Raw genomic sequence first — 19,352 nt, 5'->3', positions numbered from 1 at the left:
CTAACTGCATGTGGCGCTGGCGAAGTTAATCACGCCGGCATATCCGACGGTGATCATCCGGGCTTTACTCGTTGAACAGCCATTGGTTTGTATTTTGAACGTGCGTATATCGGTATCGCTGGCGCTCAACTTAGCCAACAGGCCGATGGTGTTAAACCGTAAAAAACTGAGTGACTGGGAGGTCCCTCGAACGGCACTGATTGCGATGTTGGTATTAATATCGTTCCAGTATAGTAATACCGTTCCTTCACTGACAGATGCTGATGATTCGCTGCTGACGTTGTCGACAAATACCAGCCATCCCTTGGTCCAGTCGGGCGAGGTGAGGCAGGTGCTTCCATTACTGGAAGAACAGATAGTGATATATGCTGATCGTTTAATCGCTTCCGAACGCGCAAAAGACAAGGCGTCCTGCAATTTGGTTGTGGTCGCAACGACATAATTGCTACGTATCTGTTGCACAAAGCTGGGGGCGGCAATCATTGCCAGTATTGCCATAATTGCTATGGTCACGAGTAACTCAATTAACGTAAAACCTTTTGAAAAACGCATTTAGTGACCTCAAAAATATAATGCTTCTTCTCCGTTTTTTTATTCAATAAATCAGGAGAGTACAACCAACCGTCCAGAGCTTAACCAAGTTTATGCCATGTTACCTTTCGGTATAGCATAGAAACAGATCTAGACAACCTCCAGCCCGAAACTATTCCGAATATCGTGAACAGCGTCTTATAAATGCAATTATAAAAACGGTTGTCATGATAAAACGATAAACATTCACCAGTTATTGATGATTTGACAATTTTTTTAAAACAGTAGTTTCAGCTGTTTGCTGGATAACCAGATATAAGTATTAGTCAAGGGTTTTAAGTGTTTGTTATTTTGGTAATTATTTGAGTGCCAACAGTGCAGGTCAATAACGATACATTTTGTAAGATTATGCTATTTAATGTATTGGCTTGTCGATTACATGATAGGGCAAAATGGTTACAAGGTTGCCTGCTTGTATATCGCGATCACCAATGAAAAATAGGAAAACTCAGCAGTATTAGAAGGCGCTCTGTCTGTTATAAGCAGTTCAGAGGGAGGGGGGCGTATTGTGGTGAAATATTTTGCATCGGGCGAGCAAAACAAGCGCATTATTGTCAAAAAAGGAGCCATTGGCTCCAAGTAAGTTTACAACCTCGAACAGGAAATGCTTTTTCAGGAGGGACTTATCTCACATACCGTACATTCGGTTTTTGGGCCTGATGTCTCAATATATCTGACTCGATGCCGGGCAGCACTGCGATTGGCTGAAACCATCATCCGACGCTTGTCTCTGTCAAGACTGCTGGCTGTGTTTTGCGGAGTTTGATGCTTGCTCATGTGTCTGCCTCCAGAAACATAAATTTTTCTAAATATTAGATTATTCTAAAATAAATGCAAGCTTCCAATATTTATTCACCCACTTGTTTACTCTGAATCGAGCATGGACATCAGTTGCCCTATATCACTGATTTCTATGGTGGGAGTGATATCAGATGAGCGTTCAACGTGGTTGCGGTTGATCCAGCAGGTATCAATACCATAGCGATTCCCTCCTCGAATATCGGTTTGCAAGGAATCACCGACCATGAGTACTTTGGATCGCTCGGGACGGCCCATTTTGGCAAATGAATAATCAAAAACCTCCCAGCTGGGTTTGGCATAGCCAATTTCTTCTGAAATAAACAGATACTTGATGTAGGGTTTGAGAGGCGAAATGGAGATCTGCTTGTGCTTCGCAATTGTGAAGCCGTTGGTCAGTAGTGCCACCTGACTGTATTTGGCCAGCTGCTCGATGGTTTCAAGCGCTCCAGGAAGTATCGTGCTGCACGTTGCCAGCTGTTCCAGGTAGTGTGAAGATAATTGCGAAACAGGTTTGAAGTCGAGTTCCAATTGTGCAAACAGGTCTTTGAATCGTTGTACCTGAACTGTGGCTGCATCTATATGGCCCTGTTCCATCTGGGTGAACAGGCGAGTATTTATTTGCTTGTAAACAGGACGGAACTCTTCCTTAAACTCCAGACCGAAGTCTTCAAACGTTTTGGTCAGGGCGTTAGCTTCGGTGCCCCGGTGGTCGTATAGAGTGTCGTCAATATCAAAAAGAAACCACTGGTACTGCATAAGCATCCTATTAACCTGATAATTAGTGGGAAACTACTGGTGTGTTCGGTTGAAGGCGGGTGTTATAGAGAGGAAACCCTTTGGTGTCAAAGGGTTGGTATTGATTCGTTGTTAACGGAATGATTCTGCACATCCCTGTGCTTCGATATTAGATTCCGCGGCAGGCGTTTTTCAGCCATGTGCGTTGCTCATCTGTCAGCAACGGAGAAATGGTGTCATACACCTTCTGATGATAATTATTCAACCACATGGCTTCGTTATCTGTTAACAATGAACGCTCAACCAGGCGCAGATCAAAAGGAACCAGTGTCAGGGCTTCAAATCGATAGAAGGTTTTGCTATCAGAACTGATTGCTTCATCCCGGGTGACAAACATCAGGTTTTCGCAGCGGATTCCATAACTGCCGTCTTCGTAATAGCCAGGCTCATTACTGATCACCATGCCTTCTTTTAAGGTGGCGTTGTTGCCTTTTGGACTGATGCGTTGAGGACCTTCGTGCACGCTCATAAAATGCCCCACACCGTGACCGGTGCCATGATCAAAGTCCAGTCCTTGCTGCCATAAATACTGTCTGGCCAGAACATCGAGTTGAGAACCGGTGGTACCCTCCGGGAAACGGGCCTGATCCAACGCAATATGACCTTTGAGTACCAGGGTAAAATTGCGTTTCATGGTCTCGGTCACATTACCGATGGCTATTGTCCGGGTGATATCCGTTGTTCCATCAAAATACTGGCCACCACTGTCGACCAGATAGATGCCGTTATCAGGTAATTTGGCGGGTGTGCCGTCTACGTGATTATAGTGACACATGGCTGCATTACTGCCAGCGGCGGAAATGGTATCAAAGCTGACCTCAACAAAAAATTTCTGCCGGGCTCTGCAATTGAACAGATAATTTGACAGGCTCGCCTCATCTGGCCGCTGGCCCTCGGTAACAATATTGTCCAGCCAGCAGAGAAACTCGATTTCGGCGGCAGCGTCACGAATATGTGCCTGTTTGAACCCCTGTATTTCAACACGGTTTTTACAGGCCTTGGGTTCAATGACCGGGTCGTCGGACTCGATGATTTTCGCTCCCACTTGCCGGAGTTTTAACATGCACCAGGCATTGGCTGTATCAGTGTCTACGATAACCTGCTTGCCAGCCAGAAGATTCAGGGTATCGCTCAGTTCACTTTCCTCTTTAAAAGTGACGCCAATACCAACGTGTTGTTCAATGCCCGCGGGCAATTTGTTGAGATTGCAATGAAATACCATATTGCCATTACTATGTAATACAGCAATGCCCAGAATAATTGGTAGTGACGGAATATCCCGACCTCGGATGTTTAGCAACCAGTTACATGAATCGGCTGCAAAGATCAGAGCAGCGTCGGCTTGCTTGTCTTTAATCAATCCTGCAATTTTGTCGCGTTTATCAACACTGGTCATGCCCGTAAACGCTTTGTCCAGCAACAGGGCTTTATTGACGATGGGCTTGGGGCGATCGTGCCAGCACAGATCAATCAGATTGGCTTCGGTGTCCAGCAACTGAATATCAGCACCGGCAAGTATTTCAGAGCATTTTTCGTACCAGGCGGGTGTTACTGTTCTGGAATCAAACCCTACCTTCGCACCACTTTTCAGCTGTTGGCTTAGCCACTCGGGCTGCGGATCTTTAATGAGATGAAAAATATCAAACAGGTCTTCATTAACTTGTTGACGAACCTGAACGGTATAACGACCGTCCACAAAAATAGCTGCACGATCCTTGAGAACAATAACCATGCCAGCAGATCCGGTGAAATCGCTGATCCAGCGCAGACGCTCGTTGTAAGCTGGAATATACTCGCCTAGGTACTCATCAGCACGCGGGACAATCAGGGCATCCAACCCTAGTTTCTCCATTTGCTCGCGAACCTGCGTGAGTTTTGACGCAACATCTGACATGTTTAAACACCTGTTATCCGATATTAAAGAACTAAATATCTCCTGAGAGACGCTAAAAGCCAAGTTCTGTGAAAAAATTTACTCACAATGTATTCAGTTTTGTGAGCGCCTGCCTGCCGCGTCATCAGGCTTTATTGTATTCCGTCAATCTGACGCGTGATTGGACACAAAAATGCATGACAACATTTTGTATCAACATACTTATTTTAAAAGTTTTCGGTAACGATGAAGAGATGAATCTATTGCTGATCAGTGATCCCAGGATGGGAAATCCGCTGCATGACGTTCGATCCATTCTTCAGCGGCCTGTTCCTGGGTGAGCTCCCTTTGTTCCTGCTCCCGAATTCGCTGACGATACTGCTCAATATAGCAGATTTGTTCAACCATTCGTGCAGCATATGCATCTTCTGTATTCTGAAAGCACACCCCACTTTCAAAACCCAGCAGACAGGTGTTGCACCATACAACCTGTGCATCCACTTCAAATGGCAAGTCGCCGATATGAATGCAGATTTTTAAATGTTTCCCCGGAGGTAAAGGTTCTTCGGTATTAATACACAGCCCTCCATTGCTGATATTGCTGGTGCGGGAGGCCAGGCCGTCAGAATCATCAGCAAACTGGTACTGTAAGGGTACAGTGATGGGATGGCGGATATAGCGACGCATCACAGGCCTCCATAGTGTCACATTGGTTTGTTCAGTGTAGCTGAAAATCTGACTCATCAAGTCAGATATGGAATTTTTACAACAATCCAGCTCAGCTAATCATAAGCATGACTTTGATGAATTAATTACATTTATCATAGAGCCTTAATTGCGCAAGATTGATCACCTGCTTAAATACTTAATAGATGGCAACATTCAGGGGTGGTGCAATGAAACGTGTTGTATTGGTGTTACTGTTGTTGTCGGCTCTGGCTGGTGTTGGTGGCTATTACTATATGACACAACAGCGCTTGCCGATGGCAGAGACTACCGAGCTGACACTATATGGCAACATTGACATTCGTGATGTAGCGCTGGGGTTTCGGGTGGCGGGCCGTATTCAGACCCTGAATCAGGAAGAAGGTGATCAGGTTCATCGCGGGGACGTGTTGGCTGTACTTGATACCGGACCGTTTATGGATGAGCTGGCGTTGCGCAAGGCATCGTTGCAGGAAACGGAAGCTGCTGTAAAAAATGCCGAAAAATTGTATGCACGTAATGCGGAGTTACTGAAAAAAGGGGCCATCTCCCAGGGTGCGTTCGATGATGCTATTGCTGCTCGTGATGAGGCTCGTGCCCGGGTCAAGACCGCGCAGGCAAAGGTCAACATTGCAGCAACGTCTTTGCAGGACAGCCGTTTGCTGGCACCAAATGACGGTATTATTCTGACCCGTGTGCGGGAGGAAGGGTCTATCGTTTCTTCTGGTCAGCCGGTGTATACCCTGGCGCTCAATGATCCAGTATGGGTACGGACATACGTTAATGAGCCCGATCTTGGTTACCTTTCACCGGGTCAGCAGGTCACCGTCACAACCGATTCACACCGGACTTATCAGGGGCAGATTGGATTTATTTCTCCCCAGGCCGAATTTACACCCAAAACCGTGGAAACCACCCAGTTACGAACCGAACTGGTGTATCGCTTGCGGGTCATTGTTGCTAATCCAGATCGTGGCTTGCGTCAGGGTATGCCGGTTACGGTCACGATACCAAAGCCTGCGGCAGGACAGTCATGAGTACTCCGGTGGCGGTTATTGATCATCTCAGCAAGCACTTCAAGGGTATGGACCGACCTGCTCTGGAAGATATTTCCACAGAGATCGTTCCGGGTCGTATGACCGGTCTGGTTGGCCCGGATGGAGCCGGTAAAACCACGCTGTTACGTCATTTGGTGGGTTTGATGCAGGCAGATAGTGGGAGTATTGCTGTCGCTGGACTGGACACCGTGCAGCAGGCTGGAGCAGTGCATGAAGTGACTGGTTACATGCCACAGAAATTTGGTCTCTATGAAGATCTGACGGTGCTGGAGAACCTGAAACTGTATGCGGATTTGCGTCAGGTAACCGGCCAGGCACGTATCGATAAATTTGCCCGATTGCTGCATTTCACTGCGCTGGAGTCATTTCAGCAACGATTGGCAGGAAAATTATCCGGAGGTATGAAGCAAAAGCTGGGACTCGCGTGTGCATTGCTTGGTGATCCGCAATTGCTGTTGTTGGATGAACCAAGTGTCGGGGTGGATCCAATCTCCCGCCGTGAATTATGGGCGATGGTGCGTGAGCTGTTATCCGCCGGCATGGCGGTGGTCTGGTCAACAGCTTATCTTGATGAGGCGGAAAAATGCGATACTGTTATTCTCTTGAATGACGGTAAAAAGCTGTATGATGGTGCCCCGGCTGAGTTGTTTCAAAAAGTCCGTGGCCGGGTGTGGCAAATTCAAGGGATTCCAGCAGAAACGCGCAGAAAGCTACTTACAGACATGCTGCGTCAGCCAGAGGTCATCGATGGCGTGATTCAGGGACATAATGTCCGTGTTGTGTTAGGGGCCGGGCAATCCCGGCCAAAATTGGACAGTGGTCAGTGGCAGTCTGTGGCACCGGGATTCGAAGATGCCTTTATCGATATTCTGGGTGGTGGTCCGGGAGGGCAGTCAGCTCTGGCAGCAGAAATGGCGGACAAACCGGCCAACGATCAACCGGTTATTGATGCCCACTGCTTGAGTAAACAGTTCGGTCAATTCACTGCAGTGGCAGATAACACCTTCCAAATACACCGAGGGGAAGTATTTGGCCTGCTGGGTCCGAATGGAGCTGGCAAATCAACAACTTTCAAAATGATGTGTGGATTGTTACAGCCCAGCTCCGGAGAAGCTTTTGTCACCGGATTGAATCTGAAAACCGCAACCTCCAAAGCGCGTGCACGTATTGGATACATGGCCCAGTCTTTTTCGCTCTACGCTAACTTGAGTGTATTGCAGAATTTAAGGTTTTTTGCCGGTCTCTATGGACTCTCGGGGAAACGCCGCCGACATCAGATTGAACTGATGACGGATATTTTCAATTTTGCCCCCTACCTGAAAATGACCGCCGGATCATTACCATTGGGTTATAAACAACGATTGGCACTGGCGTGTGCAGTCATGCACCAACCCGACGTGTTATTTCTCGATGAACCAACTTCGGGGGTGGACCCGATCACCCGGCGTGAATTCTGGATGCACATAAATGCCATGGTTGAGAAAGGGGTGACCGTCATGGTGACCACCCATTTTATGGATGAAGCCGAATATTGTGATCGTATCGGGCTGATATATCGGGGTCACAATATCGCTACCGGCAGCCCGGATGATTTGAAACTTAAGGCCTCAAATTTGTCCGGTATGGAGTCGCCCACACTGGAAGAAGCATTTATATCGTTGGTCCGGAATTATGACAACGATCCATTGGCAGAGGGGGCGGCGTGAGACGGTTGGTGGCATTGATCGGCAAAGAAATGCTACAGATCATGCGTGATCCAAGCGCTATTCTGATCGCCTTTGTATTGCCGTTGGTATTGTTATTCATATTTGGCTACGGCGTTAATCTCGATAGCAATCGTATCCGTATTGGGTTGGTCCTGGAAGATATGTCTCCGAGCGTTTCCAGTCTTGTGGAAACGTTTACTTCCTCGCGTTTTTTGGAGGTTGAAATCGGTCATGATCGACGGGAATTCGAACCGCAGTTGGTGGCTGGGAAAATCCGCGGCATAGTCGTGGTGCCGCAGAACCTGGTGGCCGATGCGATTCTGGATGGCCGCAGTGCAAGTATTCAGGTTATTGCCGATGGTTCAGAGCCGAACGTTGCCTCCTTTGTTCAGAATTATGTCAACGGTGTTTATCTGGTCTGGCTGGGCCATCAGATACGTGATCGGGGCGTTGATCTGACGCCCTCTTTGATCAGGCTCGATAACCGCTTTTGGTTTAACCCCGAACTGCGCAGCCGTAATGTTCTAATCCCGGGTTCAATTGCCATCATTATGACGCTGATTGGTACCCTGCTGACCGCGCTGGTGATTGCCCGCGAATGGGAGCGGGGCACCATGGAGGCGTTAATGGCCACGCCGGTTTCAATCAGCCAAATCCTGTTGGGTAAGCTTATTCCCTATTATTTGCTTGGGATGGGGTCGATGGTGGTGTGTTGGGCAGTAGCGACATTCTGGTATCACGTTCCATTCAGGGGATCATTTCTGGCACTGGCTGTGGCCACCTCTGTTTTCCTGCTTGGAGCCCTGGGTCAGGGGTTGTTGATTTCATCGGTGGCCAAGGATCAGTTTGTGGCATCTCAAATGGCATTAATGTCGGCCTTTCTTCCGGCATTCATGTTGTCTGGATTTATTTTCGAGATCAGTTCTATGCCGTTGCCAGTGCGTATGCTCAGTCATGTGTTTGCGGCCCGCTATTTTGTGACCAGCCTGCAAACGCTGTTTCTCAGTGGAAATGTCTGGCCACTACTGCTTTCTTGCATGGGCTCTATGATGTTTATCGGCCTGGTGTTTTTTGCTCTCACCGCGCGAAAAACCGTCAAGAGGTTGGATGTGTGAGAATCCTTGCGCTGATTGTCAAAGAACTGCTGGCTTTATTTCGCGATCCTCGCGGACGGATGGTATTGATTGCGCCGCCGATCCTGCAATTATTGGTGTTTAGTTTTGCGGCCACCCTGGAAGTCAAAAATGTCTCGCTGGCCATTTATAGCCAGGATACTGGTAAACATGGGTATGAGCTTGTACAACGGCTTGCGGCTTCTCCCACTTTTACGCATATTCAAATGGTCAACAGTCTGCAGGCGCTGCATCCTCTGATCGATGAACAAAAAGTCATGGCTGCTATTTTGATCCCACAGGACTTTTCCCGTCAGCTGGAGCGAGGCAAGGTAGCGAAGCTGCAGGTTATTCTGGATGGTCGTCGTTCCAATGCCGCGCAAATAGTCAGTGGTTACATTACCCAACTGGTAAATGGTTACAGTGCGGAAGTGCGTTTTAAGCGAGGCGGTGACGTATTGCCAACGGTGCTGGTGGGGCGTAACTGGTTCAACATGAATTTGTTATATTTGTGGTTCACAGTGCCGTCGCTGGTGGCGATTCTGGCCATGCTGATTACTCTGATCGTTACGGCACTGTCGGTAGCCAGAGAGCGTGAGTTGGGTACGTTTGATCAGTTGTTGGTCTCACCTCTTATGCCGTGGGAGATTCTGGTGGGTAAAACCGTGCCAGCGGTATTGGTGGGCCTGGCAGAAGGGATGCTGATCTGGGGATTCTCAGTCGGTGTTTTTAAGATTCCGTTTACCGGATCCTTCCTGTGGCTGCTGCTTGTTTTGTTCACATTTGTGATGGCAGTGGTGGGAGTCGGTCTGTTCATCTCTGCCATTTCCAAAACCCAGCAACAGGCCATATTGGGTGCATTTCTGTTTATGGTGCCGGCCGTTACGTTGTCCGGTTATGCTGCCCCCATTGAGAATATGCCGGGCTGGCTACAGACGCTTACCTGGATCAATCCGCTTAAACACAGCCTGATTACGGTCAAAGGTCTATTTCTCAAGAACATGCCGTTTGAACAGGTATGGACGAATACCTGGCCGTTGCTGGTGATCGGGTTGGTCACGTTATCTATTGCCGGGTGGTTTTTTACCCGGAGGCTGGAGTAGATATTCCGTCTGCATCAGGTATAGTTTTTGTCCGTTTAATTGAGAACCACATTTCATAACATCAGTTAGTTTGGTGAGATCTGTATTCAGCGGTTGTTTGCATATTTTTCTCCCGGTAGTATTTTGGCTTCTGATGGGGGTGATGTGTTCATGATGCGTTACATATGGTTATTGGGATTGCTGGCATTATTGTCTGTGCAGCCAGCCTTTGCTGAAGCAGGCAATGCTTCTGTGATGACCCATGCCATGAAGATGACTACCATGAATGGTTGTCAGGGTGTCGAAGATGGCAGTTCGTGCCAGCAGACATGCTGCCAACTTTCACAAGCCTCAATACTGCACTCCTGTCACTCTCCAATGCAATTGCAGGCAGCGTCCTATCCGACCTTTACGTCTCCACAACCCGGCCATCTGCCGGTTGACATCTTCCATCCTCCGATTCTGTTTTCCTGAGCCACTTTTTTTAATCTATTCATTGATAATTTAGGAAAACAAATCATGCGTATACTGATCGTATCAGCGTTGATGCTGATATCTGCGATTGCTGTGGCAAACCATAACCGGGGGCATGTAGATGTCAAAATCGGTGATCTCTCTGAAAAGGGCCAATATGGGCAACAGGTCTTTAACCAGAACTGTGCTGCCTGTCATGGTGTCAATGCCCAGGGCACTCAGTCGGGGCCGCCGCTGATCCATTCGATTTATAACCCTGGCCATCACAGTAACGAAGCATTTTATCGGGCGATTAAAAATGGTGTGCAACAGCACCATTGGCCCTATGGCAATATGCCTTCGCAACCTCAGGTTGGTTTCATGGAGATGACAGCCTTGCTGGTGTTTATTCGGGAAACTCAGAAGTACAACGGTATCAAAACTCAGGAACATAAAATGTAGCCGTTGAGCACAGAAAAACCGTGTTACCATGCCTGCCTTCACATAAGATTTCGACAGCGGGGCGGGCATGGCAGCTATCATTTCTATTAAGCAGTTAAACAAGATATATGACAGTGGTTTTCAGGCTCTGAATCAGGTTGATCTGGAGATTGAGGCCGGCGAAATATTTGCGCTACTGGGCCCGAATGGTGCGGGTAAAACGACGTTGATCAGTATTATCTGTGGCATTGTAAACCCGTCTAATGGCCAGGTTATGGCAGATGGGCATGATGTGGTTCGTGAGTATCGGCAGGCACGAGGAAAAATCGGACTGGTGCCTCAGGAATTGTCGACGGATTCGTTTGAAACGGTATGGGGTGCGGTCAACTTCAGTCGAGGGTTGTTTGGTAAAGCGCCAAACCCGGAATATATCGAAAAAATATTGCGGGACCTGTCTCTATGGGAAAAGAAAGATGCCCGCATAATGGCATTGTCCGGTGGCATGAAACGGCGATTGATGATTGCCAAGGCCTTATCGCACGAACCTAAAATTCTGTTTCTTGATGAGCCAACCGCTGGAGTGGACGTGGAGCTGCGGCGTGATATGTGGGAGATGGTACGTGGTCTTCGGGAAAATGGAGTGACCATTATTTTGACCACTCACTACATTGAGGAAGCCGAAGAAATGGCGGATCGCATCGGGGTCATTAATAAGGGCAAAATTGTCCTGGTGGATGATAAAAAACAACTGATGCAGAAGCTGGGTAAGCGTGAATTGCGGCTGGCGTTGAAAGAGCCGTTGGATGATATTCCGGCAGTATTAAAAGACTATCCGCTGATGCTGGCTGACGATGGGTATCAGCTCATTTATACCTTTGATTCTCAAAGCGATCATTCTGGCATATCAGAGTTGTTGCGTTTATTAGGTGAACAGGGGATCGATTTTAAAGATCTGCAGAGCCGGGAAAGTTCCTTGGAAGATATTTTCGTTAGCCTGGTTCGTTCACAGAAACAGGATACAAATAACACCATTTCGTCGTAGTGGGGATGACGTCCGAATGAAGATTATAAAGGCCAAGGACTTTGTTGCTGATCGTGCCTGGGGAGCGCTGGATATTGCCAATATGAACGGAATCACCACCCGTTTGCACTGGACTGATCAGCCCTATCGATGGCATATCAATGACGGCGAGGAAGTGTTTGTAGTGCTCGATGGCGAAGTGGATATGCATTATCGTCAGGATGGTCACGAATATGTCCACCGCCTGTCAGCCGGCGATCTGTTTTACGCTACGATTGGTACTGAACATGTGGCCCACCCAATTGGTGAAGCCAGAGTGCTGGTGGTGGAACAGGAAGGAAGTGTCTGACGCTGATGTGCTGCAAAGGCAGGTAGCCTCTCATTACTGTAACCGATATGTTATTGCCTTACTTTTTCGTAAGGCATCAAAACTTCAACCTGTACTATTTTGTAAGCGACTGAACACGACATCTTTATCGAGAATTTCGAGATATTTTTGATAATCCAGGCCAGCGTTAAAAATATAGTGCGTCAGCAATTCCCGAACGGTTTTTTGTAAGTCTGCCTGTTTCCAGGGTTTTTCAATATAGTGGTCGATGCCGGCCTGATTGATCGCAGTAATGGTATCCTGGTGTGTTGCCAGCCCGGTCAGAAGAACTTTTTTGGTCTGGACAAACCGACCATCTACTTTGACATCGGCAAGGAAATCAACGCCGGTTTTGTCTGGCATGACGTGATCGCTGATAATCAGGGCAATCAGATCGCCCTGGCTATCGAGATCTTCCATGACTTCCTGGGCTTCTTCGGCCGATTCGCATTCCTCAATGTTCACTTGTGGTTCAAAGATTTTGAGGTCTTCGGCAATGGTATTCAGTACTTCCCGCTGGTCGTCTACGCAAATGATGTTGATGTTTTTCATATTAATTCACCGGTAGTATGACTTTGAATTCTGTATTGCCTGGTTCACTGTTCAGTTCTATCGAACCTCCATGTCCCTCCACCAGGCGTTGAACAATGGAGAGCCCGAGTCCAAGCCCAAACGATAATCCCTCCACTTTAGTGGATACGTTTGGGCGGAAGATTTTGTGTTGAATGGATTTCGGAATACCCGGCCCATTGTCCTTGATTGTAACTTCTATCTGTTTCTGGTTAAGGTGAGAACAAACCCATAGTGTCGGTGATTCTGTGTTGTTGGCGGTCACGCTTTCCGCTGCATTCTTGATTAAATTCACGAATACCTGCATCAATTCGCCGCCACTACCAAACACTTCGGGTAACGGATCTTCGATTTTGAGTTCCAAACGAATGTTTTTAAGCATGCTGCTTAAAATAGCCAGTGCCTCATGCAGACTTTTGTTAACTTCCACACCATCGTGGTGTTGTCGGTGGCGAGCGCCCAGTTGCCGTACAGAACTGACTACGTGAGTCGCCTGACGGGCAGCGATGCCCATATCATAAAAAGCCGCACCAATTTCCCAGTAGTACACTACCCGTTCAGCGGCTTTGCGCAGATCTTTGGTGCCTAAAGATTTTAGCTCGCCGGCGGCCAAGCCGGTTTTGGCAATTTTCCGTGCCAGGGCATGATCAAATTTTAGCTCGTGTTCAAACTGCTGACGGTTACGGCGTACTTCGGAACTGGATAAATATTGCCCGCGGTGCAGCCCCTGTTCAAAAAACGGGAACATCCGATGTGCATCTTTTTCGTTCAAATATTCGGCGACAATTTCTGCCAGCCAGGTGGTTTTGCTGGCCAGCACGCCAACGGCATTATTGAGTTCATGGGCGAGACCTGCCGCCATCTGCCCGAGAGTGGCCATTTTGTCCGCCTGCATCAGTCGTTTCATGCTTTCCTGTTTCTCGAAAGCCTCTTTGCGGGCAAATCGTTGGCGGGCTGAGAGTTCGCTCAGGGCCAGGGAAACCACAAAGCTGGAAAATTCGTGATCCAGCATGCGGTCCTGAAATTCATCGGCCTCGATATAGGCCAGCGTGGCGTCGGTGCTGGCAACGATTTTGGCATAGCTCTGATGATCTTCAGAAAAGAACGAGTGCACGCCGACAAATTGATCTCTGATACTTTCGAAGATCTTATATTCATCGCCAAAACGGTTGGACATATATCCGGTAATACAACCGCTTAAAACAATATAAAGACGTTGGTTGTAAGCCAGTTCATCGTACAGAATCTCACCTGCCCGGACTTGAATAACCTTGTCAGGATCAGAGAAATATTTTTCCTTGATCTGTTGAACCGTGAGTCTTTGAGTCATAGGAAATTAATCATTTTCAATAGATAGATCATCAAGAAACTCATTAGTATGCCAATGATGCCGATACTGACACCCATGCGTGCCATATCCCTGGTTTCGCAGTTGCCGGTAGCAAAAGCCAGAGCATTGGGAGGAGTACTGATTGGCAGCGACATTCCCAAAGAGCATGCAAATGTGACACTCAGCAGAAGTGTTTTCATACTGTCAAAATTTTCCAGCCCGGCAAGAGACGTTCCCAGAGCAGCCACCAGTGGTAATAATAAGTTGGCAGTAGCCGTATGAGACATGAAATTAGCCATTAGCAAGGCAACCACACTGACCATAAATATAATGATTAATGGGGAGAATCGCTCAAATGGAATGCTGTGAACAACGTGTTGAGCCAACCCGCTCTGTTCCAATGCCAGTCCCAACGCGATACCGCCAGAAACCAGCCAAAGAACGTCCCAACTGATGCGTTTTAGATCTTCTTTAGTAATGATTGATGTCACTGAGAACACGGCCACAGGGATCATGGCGACGACGTAGCTGTTCATTCCATGCAGGAAATCTGTCAACCAGAGCAGAATCGTGATCGCAAATGTTATGTAGACAATAAGAGCTTGCGGGGTTTTTAGAAATTTCCCTTTGATGGTGAGTTTGAATGCTCTGGGAGCGGGTGGATAAAAAACGATCAACAATATCCAGGCAATGAACAGCATGATAACGACATAAGGAACGGCAAACGCCATCCATGCCCCAAAACTAATAGCGTGTTCACCAGTCAGATACTTAAGTGCGATAGCGTTGGGTGGCGTACCGATAGGAGTGCCTATGCCACCTACATTGGCGGCAAATGGAATGGCCAGCGAAAACGCAATGCGGCCCCGGTCATTGTTTTCAAAAACAGCCAGTACTGGAACCAGAATGGATAACATCATGGCAGTAGTGGCAGTATTGCTCATAAACATTGAAAATACAGCGGTAATGAGCATCAGTCCAAGCATGACAAATTTCGGATTGCTGCCAAATGGTTTAAGTAAAACTCTGGCAAGATTTTGATCAAGCCGGTACTTCGTGGCGGCCATTGCCAGAAAGAAACCACCTAGAAAGAGAATAATGATTGGGGATGCGAAAGTTGCCATGATTGCTTTATAACTGACCAGAGTGCCGAAATTGTCCGTATTCGACTTAACCAGAGGTTTAAAGCCTTTATCTGATAGTGTGATCAGTTCCAACAGGATGACCAGCAGCGATGTGGCATAAATGGGAATGGGTTCAAGTACCCAGAATAATGCTGCCAGCATGAAAATGGCGATGACTCTGGTTTCTACCACCGTCATGCCGGTAATGGGATACGCCTCCGGGGGAATCAGAATAATAATAAAAGGAATGCCAAGGCCTATGGCCAGTTTGATCAGTATATTCATGATGGACCGTCTATGTATTATTGTTGTTTTGTAGGTTGAAAGTATCAACCTGGTGGCCTGGTACCTCAGCAACATGTCACAGCCAATAAGGTTAGTATATGACATCTATCAATAAGCGCTGGAAAAACACGAAGAAACAAATGTAATGCCCGCCAGCGGCGAATCATCCTGGTAGGTCGTTCGTAGGAGGTTGAGTGACACTGAATTAAATTCAATGCCACTCTGAGGAATGTGTTATAGGGGCAGTGGCGCCTGACCTGCTATCGGCCAATATGTTTGAACATTTGGTAACTGCGATAACCGCCAGTCAGATTTTTCACTTTGAAGCCGTGTTGGCATAACATCCGGTAGGCCACATATCCCCGTAGCCCGACGGCGCAATAAACCACAATGGTTCTGTCCTTGGGTAATTGATCTAGCTGTTGTCGAAGTGTTGGCAGAGGAATGTTGACGGCATGTTCGATTTCCCCACATGCGCTGACTTCATCGGCATTGCGGACGTCGAGTATCAGCATGTCCTGCGCGTTATCCATCAGTTCGCCAGGTTGGCAGATCAGATGATCACCGCGTATGACATTGCTGGCGACGAAACCAGCCTGATTAATCACATCCTTGGCAGAACCGAAAGGCGGGGCATAACACAATTCTGCTTCTTCCATGTCAAAGACGGTCATCCCGGCTCTAATCATAGTTGCCATAACATCTATACGTTTATCGACACCTTTTTCCCCGACGGCCTGTGCTCCCAGAATCCGACCATCGTTGGGATCGAACAGTAATTTGAACGCGATGGTCTTGGCTCCTGGATAGTAGGTTGCATGATCAGCGCCATGGACATAAATTTTTTCGTATCGGGCACCACGCCTGCGCAACGCTTTTTCGTTACTGCCAGTGGCCGCGACGGCATAATTGAATACCTTGCAGATAGCGGTTCCCTGAGTATTGCCGTACTGAGACTGGCGACCGAAGATATTATCGGCTGCGATTCTTCCCTGGCGGTTGGCTGGGCCAGCCAGAGGCACCAACGCCGGTTCCTGACTGATGAAGTCTTTTACCTCAATGGCATCGCCTACCGCATATATGTGTGGCACCGATGTTTCCATTCGTTCATTCACCAGAATTCCTCCACGCGGGCCGATCTCCAGCCCGGCGTTATTGGCCAGGGTGGTATCGGGTTTAACTCCGATTGCCAGGATCAGCAGGTCTGTGGTCACCGTATTGCCGTTCTGGAGCGTAAGATGCAGAGCGTTGTCCTGTACATCCATACTTTCCACCGACTGACCCAACATCAGTCGAACGCCATGACGACGCAGCTCTTCGTGTAACGGTACTGCCATCTCTGGATCAACCGGTGCCATGATCTGATTGGAAAGCTCTATCAAAGAGGTTTCGATGTTTTGCTGTACCAGAGCTTCGGCCATTTCGACACCAATGAACCCGCCCCCAATTACCACCGCCGATTTGGGAGCGTCCATATGAATGGTGCGAATGATCCGGTCCATGTCCGGGATGTTTCGCAGGGTAAACGTTTTATCATTAGGAATACCGGGAATGGGTGGAACGAAGGGTCTGGCACCCGGGCTCAGAATCAAATCGTCGTAGGACTCCTGATATTCCCTGCCGCTGTTCAGTTCACGGGCCTGGACGGTTTGCTGGACCGGATCAATGGCCAGGATTTCTGTCTGGATACGAATATCCAGATTAAACCGGGCGTTCATCGATTCCGGAGTCTGCACCAGTAAAGCATCGCGTTCCTTAATTTCTCCACCAATGTGATAAGGCAGGCCACAGTTGGCAAAACTGATGAACCGATCACGTTCAAAAATGATGATTTCCGCTTCTTCTGACAGTCGTCGTGCTCTGGCGGCAGCGGATGCACCGCCCGCTACGCCACCAATAATAATAAGTTTTCTGGCCATCTCGTCTCTCCTCCCATTTAAATCTATATATTAGAATTATCTAAATTAATTGATCAAAATGGAATGATTTGTATCAATCTGGCCAGTCACGGTTGGATAAAAAAAGCCCGGCGAATGCCAGGCTTTTGCAGTTCAGGAAGACGGTCAGCTGGAGACCCAGAGCAGGACTGCAATGACCTGCGGTGAAAGAATTCGCAGACACATTACCAGTGGATAAACGGTTGCGTAAGATAATGCTGCTGCGCCGCTGGAAGAATGAATGGAATTGGCAAACGCCAGAGCTGGCGGATCTGTCATCGAACCAGCCATTAAACCGCACAGAGTCAGATAGTTTATTTTCATCAAAGCCCGACCCACCAAACCTATGATTAATAGCGGAATCAACGTAATGGCTATGCCATAGGCCATCCAGGTGGGGCCTTCTCCATCGAGTAGAGTCGTCACAAAATTCGCACCCGAATCAATACCGACAACGGCCAGAAACAGCACGATGCCGATTTCCCTTAGAGCCAGGTTGGCACTGGGAGGCATAAACCAGTACAGCCGGCCGATGCTGCCGATCCGCGCCAGAATGATCGCAACGATCAGCGGACCACCAGCAAGACCCAGTTTCAGAGGTGCAGGTAGATGTGGCAATTGGAACGGAATGGAGCCCAGTAACACACCCAGGCCAATGCCGATGAAGATGGGCAGCATCTGAACGTGATGCAGTTTGCTGGTAGCGTTACCGATCAGTTTCCCAACGTTTTCGATATCCGCCTCGGCACCCACGATATTGAGGATGTCCCCAAACTGCAGCACAGAATCTTTGTTGGCAACCAGTTCTACGCCGGACCGATTCAGGCGTGAGATCACCACATTATGGCTGTGTTTGAAATTCAATTCGCCGAGATGCTTACCAAGTACTTTTTCATTTGTGACGACGACACGATCACTTTTTAATAATGTTCCCTTAGTGGAAAGAGACTCTGCGACTTCCTCGCCAACGATGACAGTGGCTTTGTGCAACAGATCCTGATTGGGGCCGACGAAATGTAGAAAATCGCCAAGGTGGAGGACGGTGTCAGCCGATGGAACTTTGAGTTCGCCCTTGGCTTTCATTCTCGAACAAATCACCTCTTCACCAACCAGTCCGGATAACTCCGAGAACTTCATTCCGTCGATGTTGGGATTTTCAATCACTACATTGATCGACAACAGGGCTTTCTCTTTGCTGCCGCTGTTGCTGTCGAATTTATCCGCCTCGTTATCCACGTTAACTTCGAACACAATCCGGATTACCCACATGGATAACAGGATACCGAGAATGCCAAATGGATACGCCATGGCATAACCGAGCCCCAGCATATTGGTTTGTTCCTGGACCATCCCAAGCTCCTGCAGAATCTGCTGCCCGGCAGCCAGCGATGGAGTATTGGTCACTGCGCCAGAATAAATACCCAGAAAGATATTCAGTGGCAGGTCAAAGATAAAGTGCAGGGCCACGGCGGTGAGTCCCCCAAGAATGACGATGCCTGCAGCCAGGCCGTTCAGTCTTAGACCACTGCTTTTCAGGGAAGCGAAAAAGCCGGGGCCGACTTGAATGCCAATGGTATAGACGAACAGAATCAGTCCAAATTCTTTGATGAAGTGAGTAGCATGGCCATCAAGATGCCAGCCAAATTGATTGATAAAATGCCCAACCAGGATACCGCCAAACAGCACACCACCGATGCCGAGGCCAACTCCTTTGATTTTGAGCCCTCCTAACCATAAACCAATCACTGCCACTACGGACAGGACCAGTATTGAGAGTGCAACTTCGCTCATGTTTTGTTTCCGCTCAGAGATTAATAAACCGGTTTGATTACAGAAGGTCCAAGGCGATGGAATAACGGCGCACAATCATACTGTTCTTTTTATTGCATGGTATGCCGCTTAATTATTATTGGATCGCCAATGCAGGCCCTGCGTTTATTTCTGTTACACAGTATAAGACCTTCGTCGTATGTTGCTATTGATTTGGGTTAATCAATTTCGATGAACATTGGAAATCCATTTGCTCTAGACATCAAGCCCGAGCGTTTTAGTCTGACTTGTTATTTTGTTTTATCGTCATATATTTTGCAGCATAACTTTT

General features: G+C 47.9%; 17 protein-coding genes. 8 read left to right on the top strand and 9 right to left on the bottom strand.

Annotated elements, in window-relative coordinates; all coding sequences use genetic code 11:
• The 4 genes from ACQY6I_RS23665 to ACQY6I_RS23650 form a co-directional block, all read right to left on the bottom strand.
• A complete protein-coding gene (locus tag ACQY6I_RS23665; RefSeq protein ID WP_428244082.1) occupies positions 1-552 on the bottom strand; it encodes a GspH/FimT family pseudopilin in 552 nt (183 codons plus the stop codon).
• A gap of 903 nt (positions 553-1,455) precedes the next feature.
• Positions 1,456-2,154, bottom strand: a complete 699-nt coding sequence (locus ACQY6I_RS23660; RefSeq protein WP_428244080.1) for a YjjG family noncanonical pyrimidine nucleotidase — start codon at positions 2,152-2,154, stop codon at positions 1,456-1,458.
• A 142-nt stretch (positions 2,155-2,296) separates the two neighbouring features.
• A complete protein-coding gene (locus ACQY6I_RS23655; RefSeq protein ID WP_428244079.1) occupies positions 2,297-4,081 on the bottom strand; it encodes an aminopeptidase P family protein in 1,785 nt (594 codons plus the stop codon).
• Between the two features lie 249 nt (positions 4,082-4,330).
• Entirely contained in the window at positions 4,331-4,747 is a 417-nt protein-coding gene (locus tag ACQY6I_RS23650) for a PilZ domain-containing protein (protein WP_428244078.1), read from the bottom strand.
• A gap of 209 nt (positions 4,748-4,956) precedes the next feature.
• Here ACQY6I_RS23650 and ACQY6I_RS23645 point away from each other — a divergent pair, with 209 nt between their 5' ends.
• The 8 genes from ACQY6I_RS23645 (at position 4,957) to ACQY6I_RS23610 (ending at position 11,987) form a co-directional block, all read left to right on the top strand.
• Positions 4,957-5,802: an efflux RND transporter periplasmic adaptor subunit gene (locus tag ACQY6I_RS23645; protein ID WP_428244077.1), complete on the top strand. Its 846-nt coding sequence runs from the start codon at positions 4,957-4,959 to the stop codon at positions 5,800-5,802.
• On the top strand, positions 5,799-7,529 hold the full coding sequence (locus tag ACQY6I_RS23640) for an ATP-binding cassette domain-containing protein (protein ID WP_428244076.1): 1,731 nt from the start codon (positions 5,799-5,801) through the stop codon (positions 7,527-7,529). Before ACQY6I_RS23645 ends, ACQY6I_RS23640 begins: the two co-directional genes overlap by 4 nt.
• Positions 7,526-8,644 carry an ABC transporter permease gene (locus ACQY6I_RS23635; protein ID WP_428244075.1) on the top strand — a complete coding sequence of 373 codons (1,119 nt, stop codon included), beginning with the start codon at positions 7,526-7,528 and terminating at the stop codon, positions 8,642-8,644. The genes ACQY6I_RS23640 and ACQY6I_RS23635 overlap by 4 nt, the downstream gene beginning before the upstream one ends.
• A complete protein-coding gene (locus ACQY6I_RS23630) occupies positions 8,641-9,744 on the top strand; it encodes an ABC transporter permease (protein WP_428244074.1) in 1,104 nt (367 codons plus the stop codon). Before ACQY6I_RS23635 ends, ACQY6I_RS23630 begins: the two co-directional genes overlap by 4 nt.
• A gap of 150 nt (positions 9,745-9,894) precedes the next feature.
• Positions 9,895-10,197: a hypothetical protein gene (locus ACQY6I_RS23625; RefSeq protein ID WP_428244073.1), complete on the top strand. Its 303-nt coding sequence runs from the start codon at positions 9,895-9,897 to the stop codon at positions 10,195-10,197.
• 45 nt (positions 10,198-10,242) lie between these two features.
• Positions 10,243-10,638: a c-type cytochrome gene (locus tag ACQY6I_RS23620; protein ID WP_428244072.1), complete on the top strand. Its 396-nt coding sequence runs from the start codon at positions 10,243-10,245 to the stop codon at positions 10,636-10,638.
• 67 nt (positions 10,639-10,705) lie between these two features.
• Positions 10,706-11,659, top strand: a complete 954-nt coding sequence (locus ACQY6I_RS23615) for an ABC transporter ATP-binding protein (protein ID WP_428244071.1) — start codon at positions 10,706-10,708, stop codon at positions 11,657-11,659.
• A gap of 16 nt (positions 11,660-11,675) precedes the next feature.
• Positions 11,676-11,987 carry a cupin domain-containing protein gene (locus ACQY6I_RS23610; protein WP_428244070.1) on the top strand — a complete coding sequence of 104 codons (312 nt, stop codon included), beginning with the start codon at positions 11,676-11,678 and terminating at the stop codon, positions 11,985-11,987.
• An 84-nt stretch (positions 11,988-12,071) separates the two neighbouring features.
• Here the strand turns inward: ACQY6I_RS23610 and ACQY6I_RS23605 are convergent, their stop codons facing one another.
• The 5 genes from ACQY6I_RS23605 to ACQY6I_RS23585 all read right to left on the bottom strand — a co-directional run bounded on the left by ACQY6I_RS23605 (position 12,072) and on the right by ACQY6I_RS23585 (position 19,042).
• Positions 12,072-12,557, bottom strand: a complete 486-nt coding sequence (locus tag ACQY6I_RS23605; protein ID WP_428244068.1) for a response regulator — start codon at positions 12,555-12,557, stop codon at positions 12,072-12,074.
• Position 12,558: 1 nt separating this feature from the next.
• The gene (locus ACQY6I_RS23600) at positions 12,559-13,905 is read right to left on the bottom strand and encodes an ATP-binding protein (RefSeq protein ID WP_428244067.1); all 1,347 of its coding nucleotides are present in this window, start codon (positions 13,903-13,905) and stop codon (positions 12,559-12,561) included.
• Positions 13,902-15,314 (bottom strand): SLC13 family permease, encoded by a 1,413-nt coding sequence (locus ACQY6I_RS23595; protein WP_428244066.1) that lies wholly within the window; start codon positions 15,312-15,314, stop codon positions 13,902-13,904. Before ACQY6I_RS23595 ends, ACQY6I_RS23600 begins: the two co-directional genes overlap by 4 nt.
• Before the next feature lie 260 nt (positions 15,315-15,574).
• The gene (locus tag ACQY6I_RS23590) at positions 15,575-17,233 is read right to left on the bottom strand and encodes an FAD-dependent oxidoreductase (RefSeq protein ID WP_428244065.1); all 1,659 of its coding nucleotides are present in this window, start codon (positions 17,231-17,233) and stop codon (positions 15,575-15,577) included.
• Positions 17,234-17,377: 144 nt separating this feature from the next.
• Positions 17,378-19,042 (bottom strand): putative transporter, encoded by a 1,665-nt coding sequence (locus tag ACQY6I_RS23585; RefSeq protein ID WP_428244064.1) that lies wholly within the window; start codon positions 19,040-19,042, stop codon positions 17,378-17,380.
• Positions 19,043-19,352 lie beyond the last annotated feature (310 nt).

This window comes from Gynuella sp., assembly GCF_050297175.1.
In the GTDB taxonomy this organism is placed as follows: Bacteria; Pseudomonadota; Gammaproteobacteria; order Pseudomonadales; family Natronospirillaceae; genus Gynuella.
The sequence above is the reverse complement of the archived record's forward strand: the minus strand, read 5'-3'. Positions and strand labels throughout refer to the sequence as shown.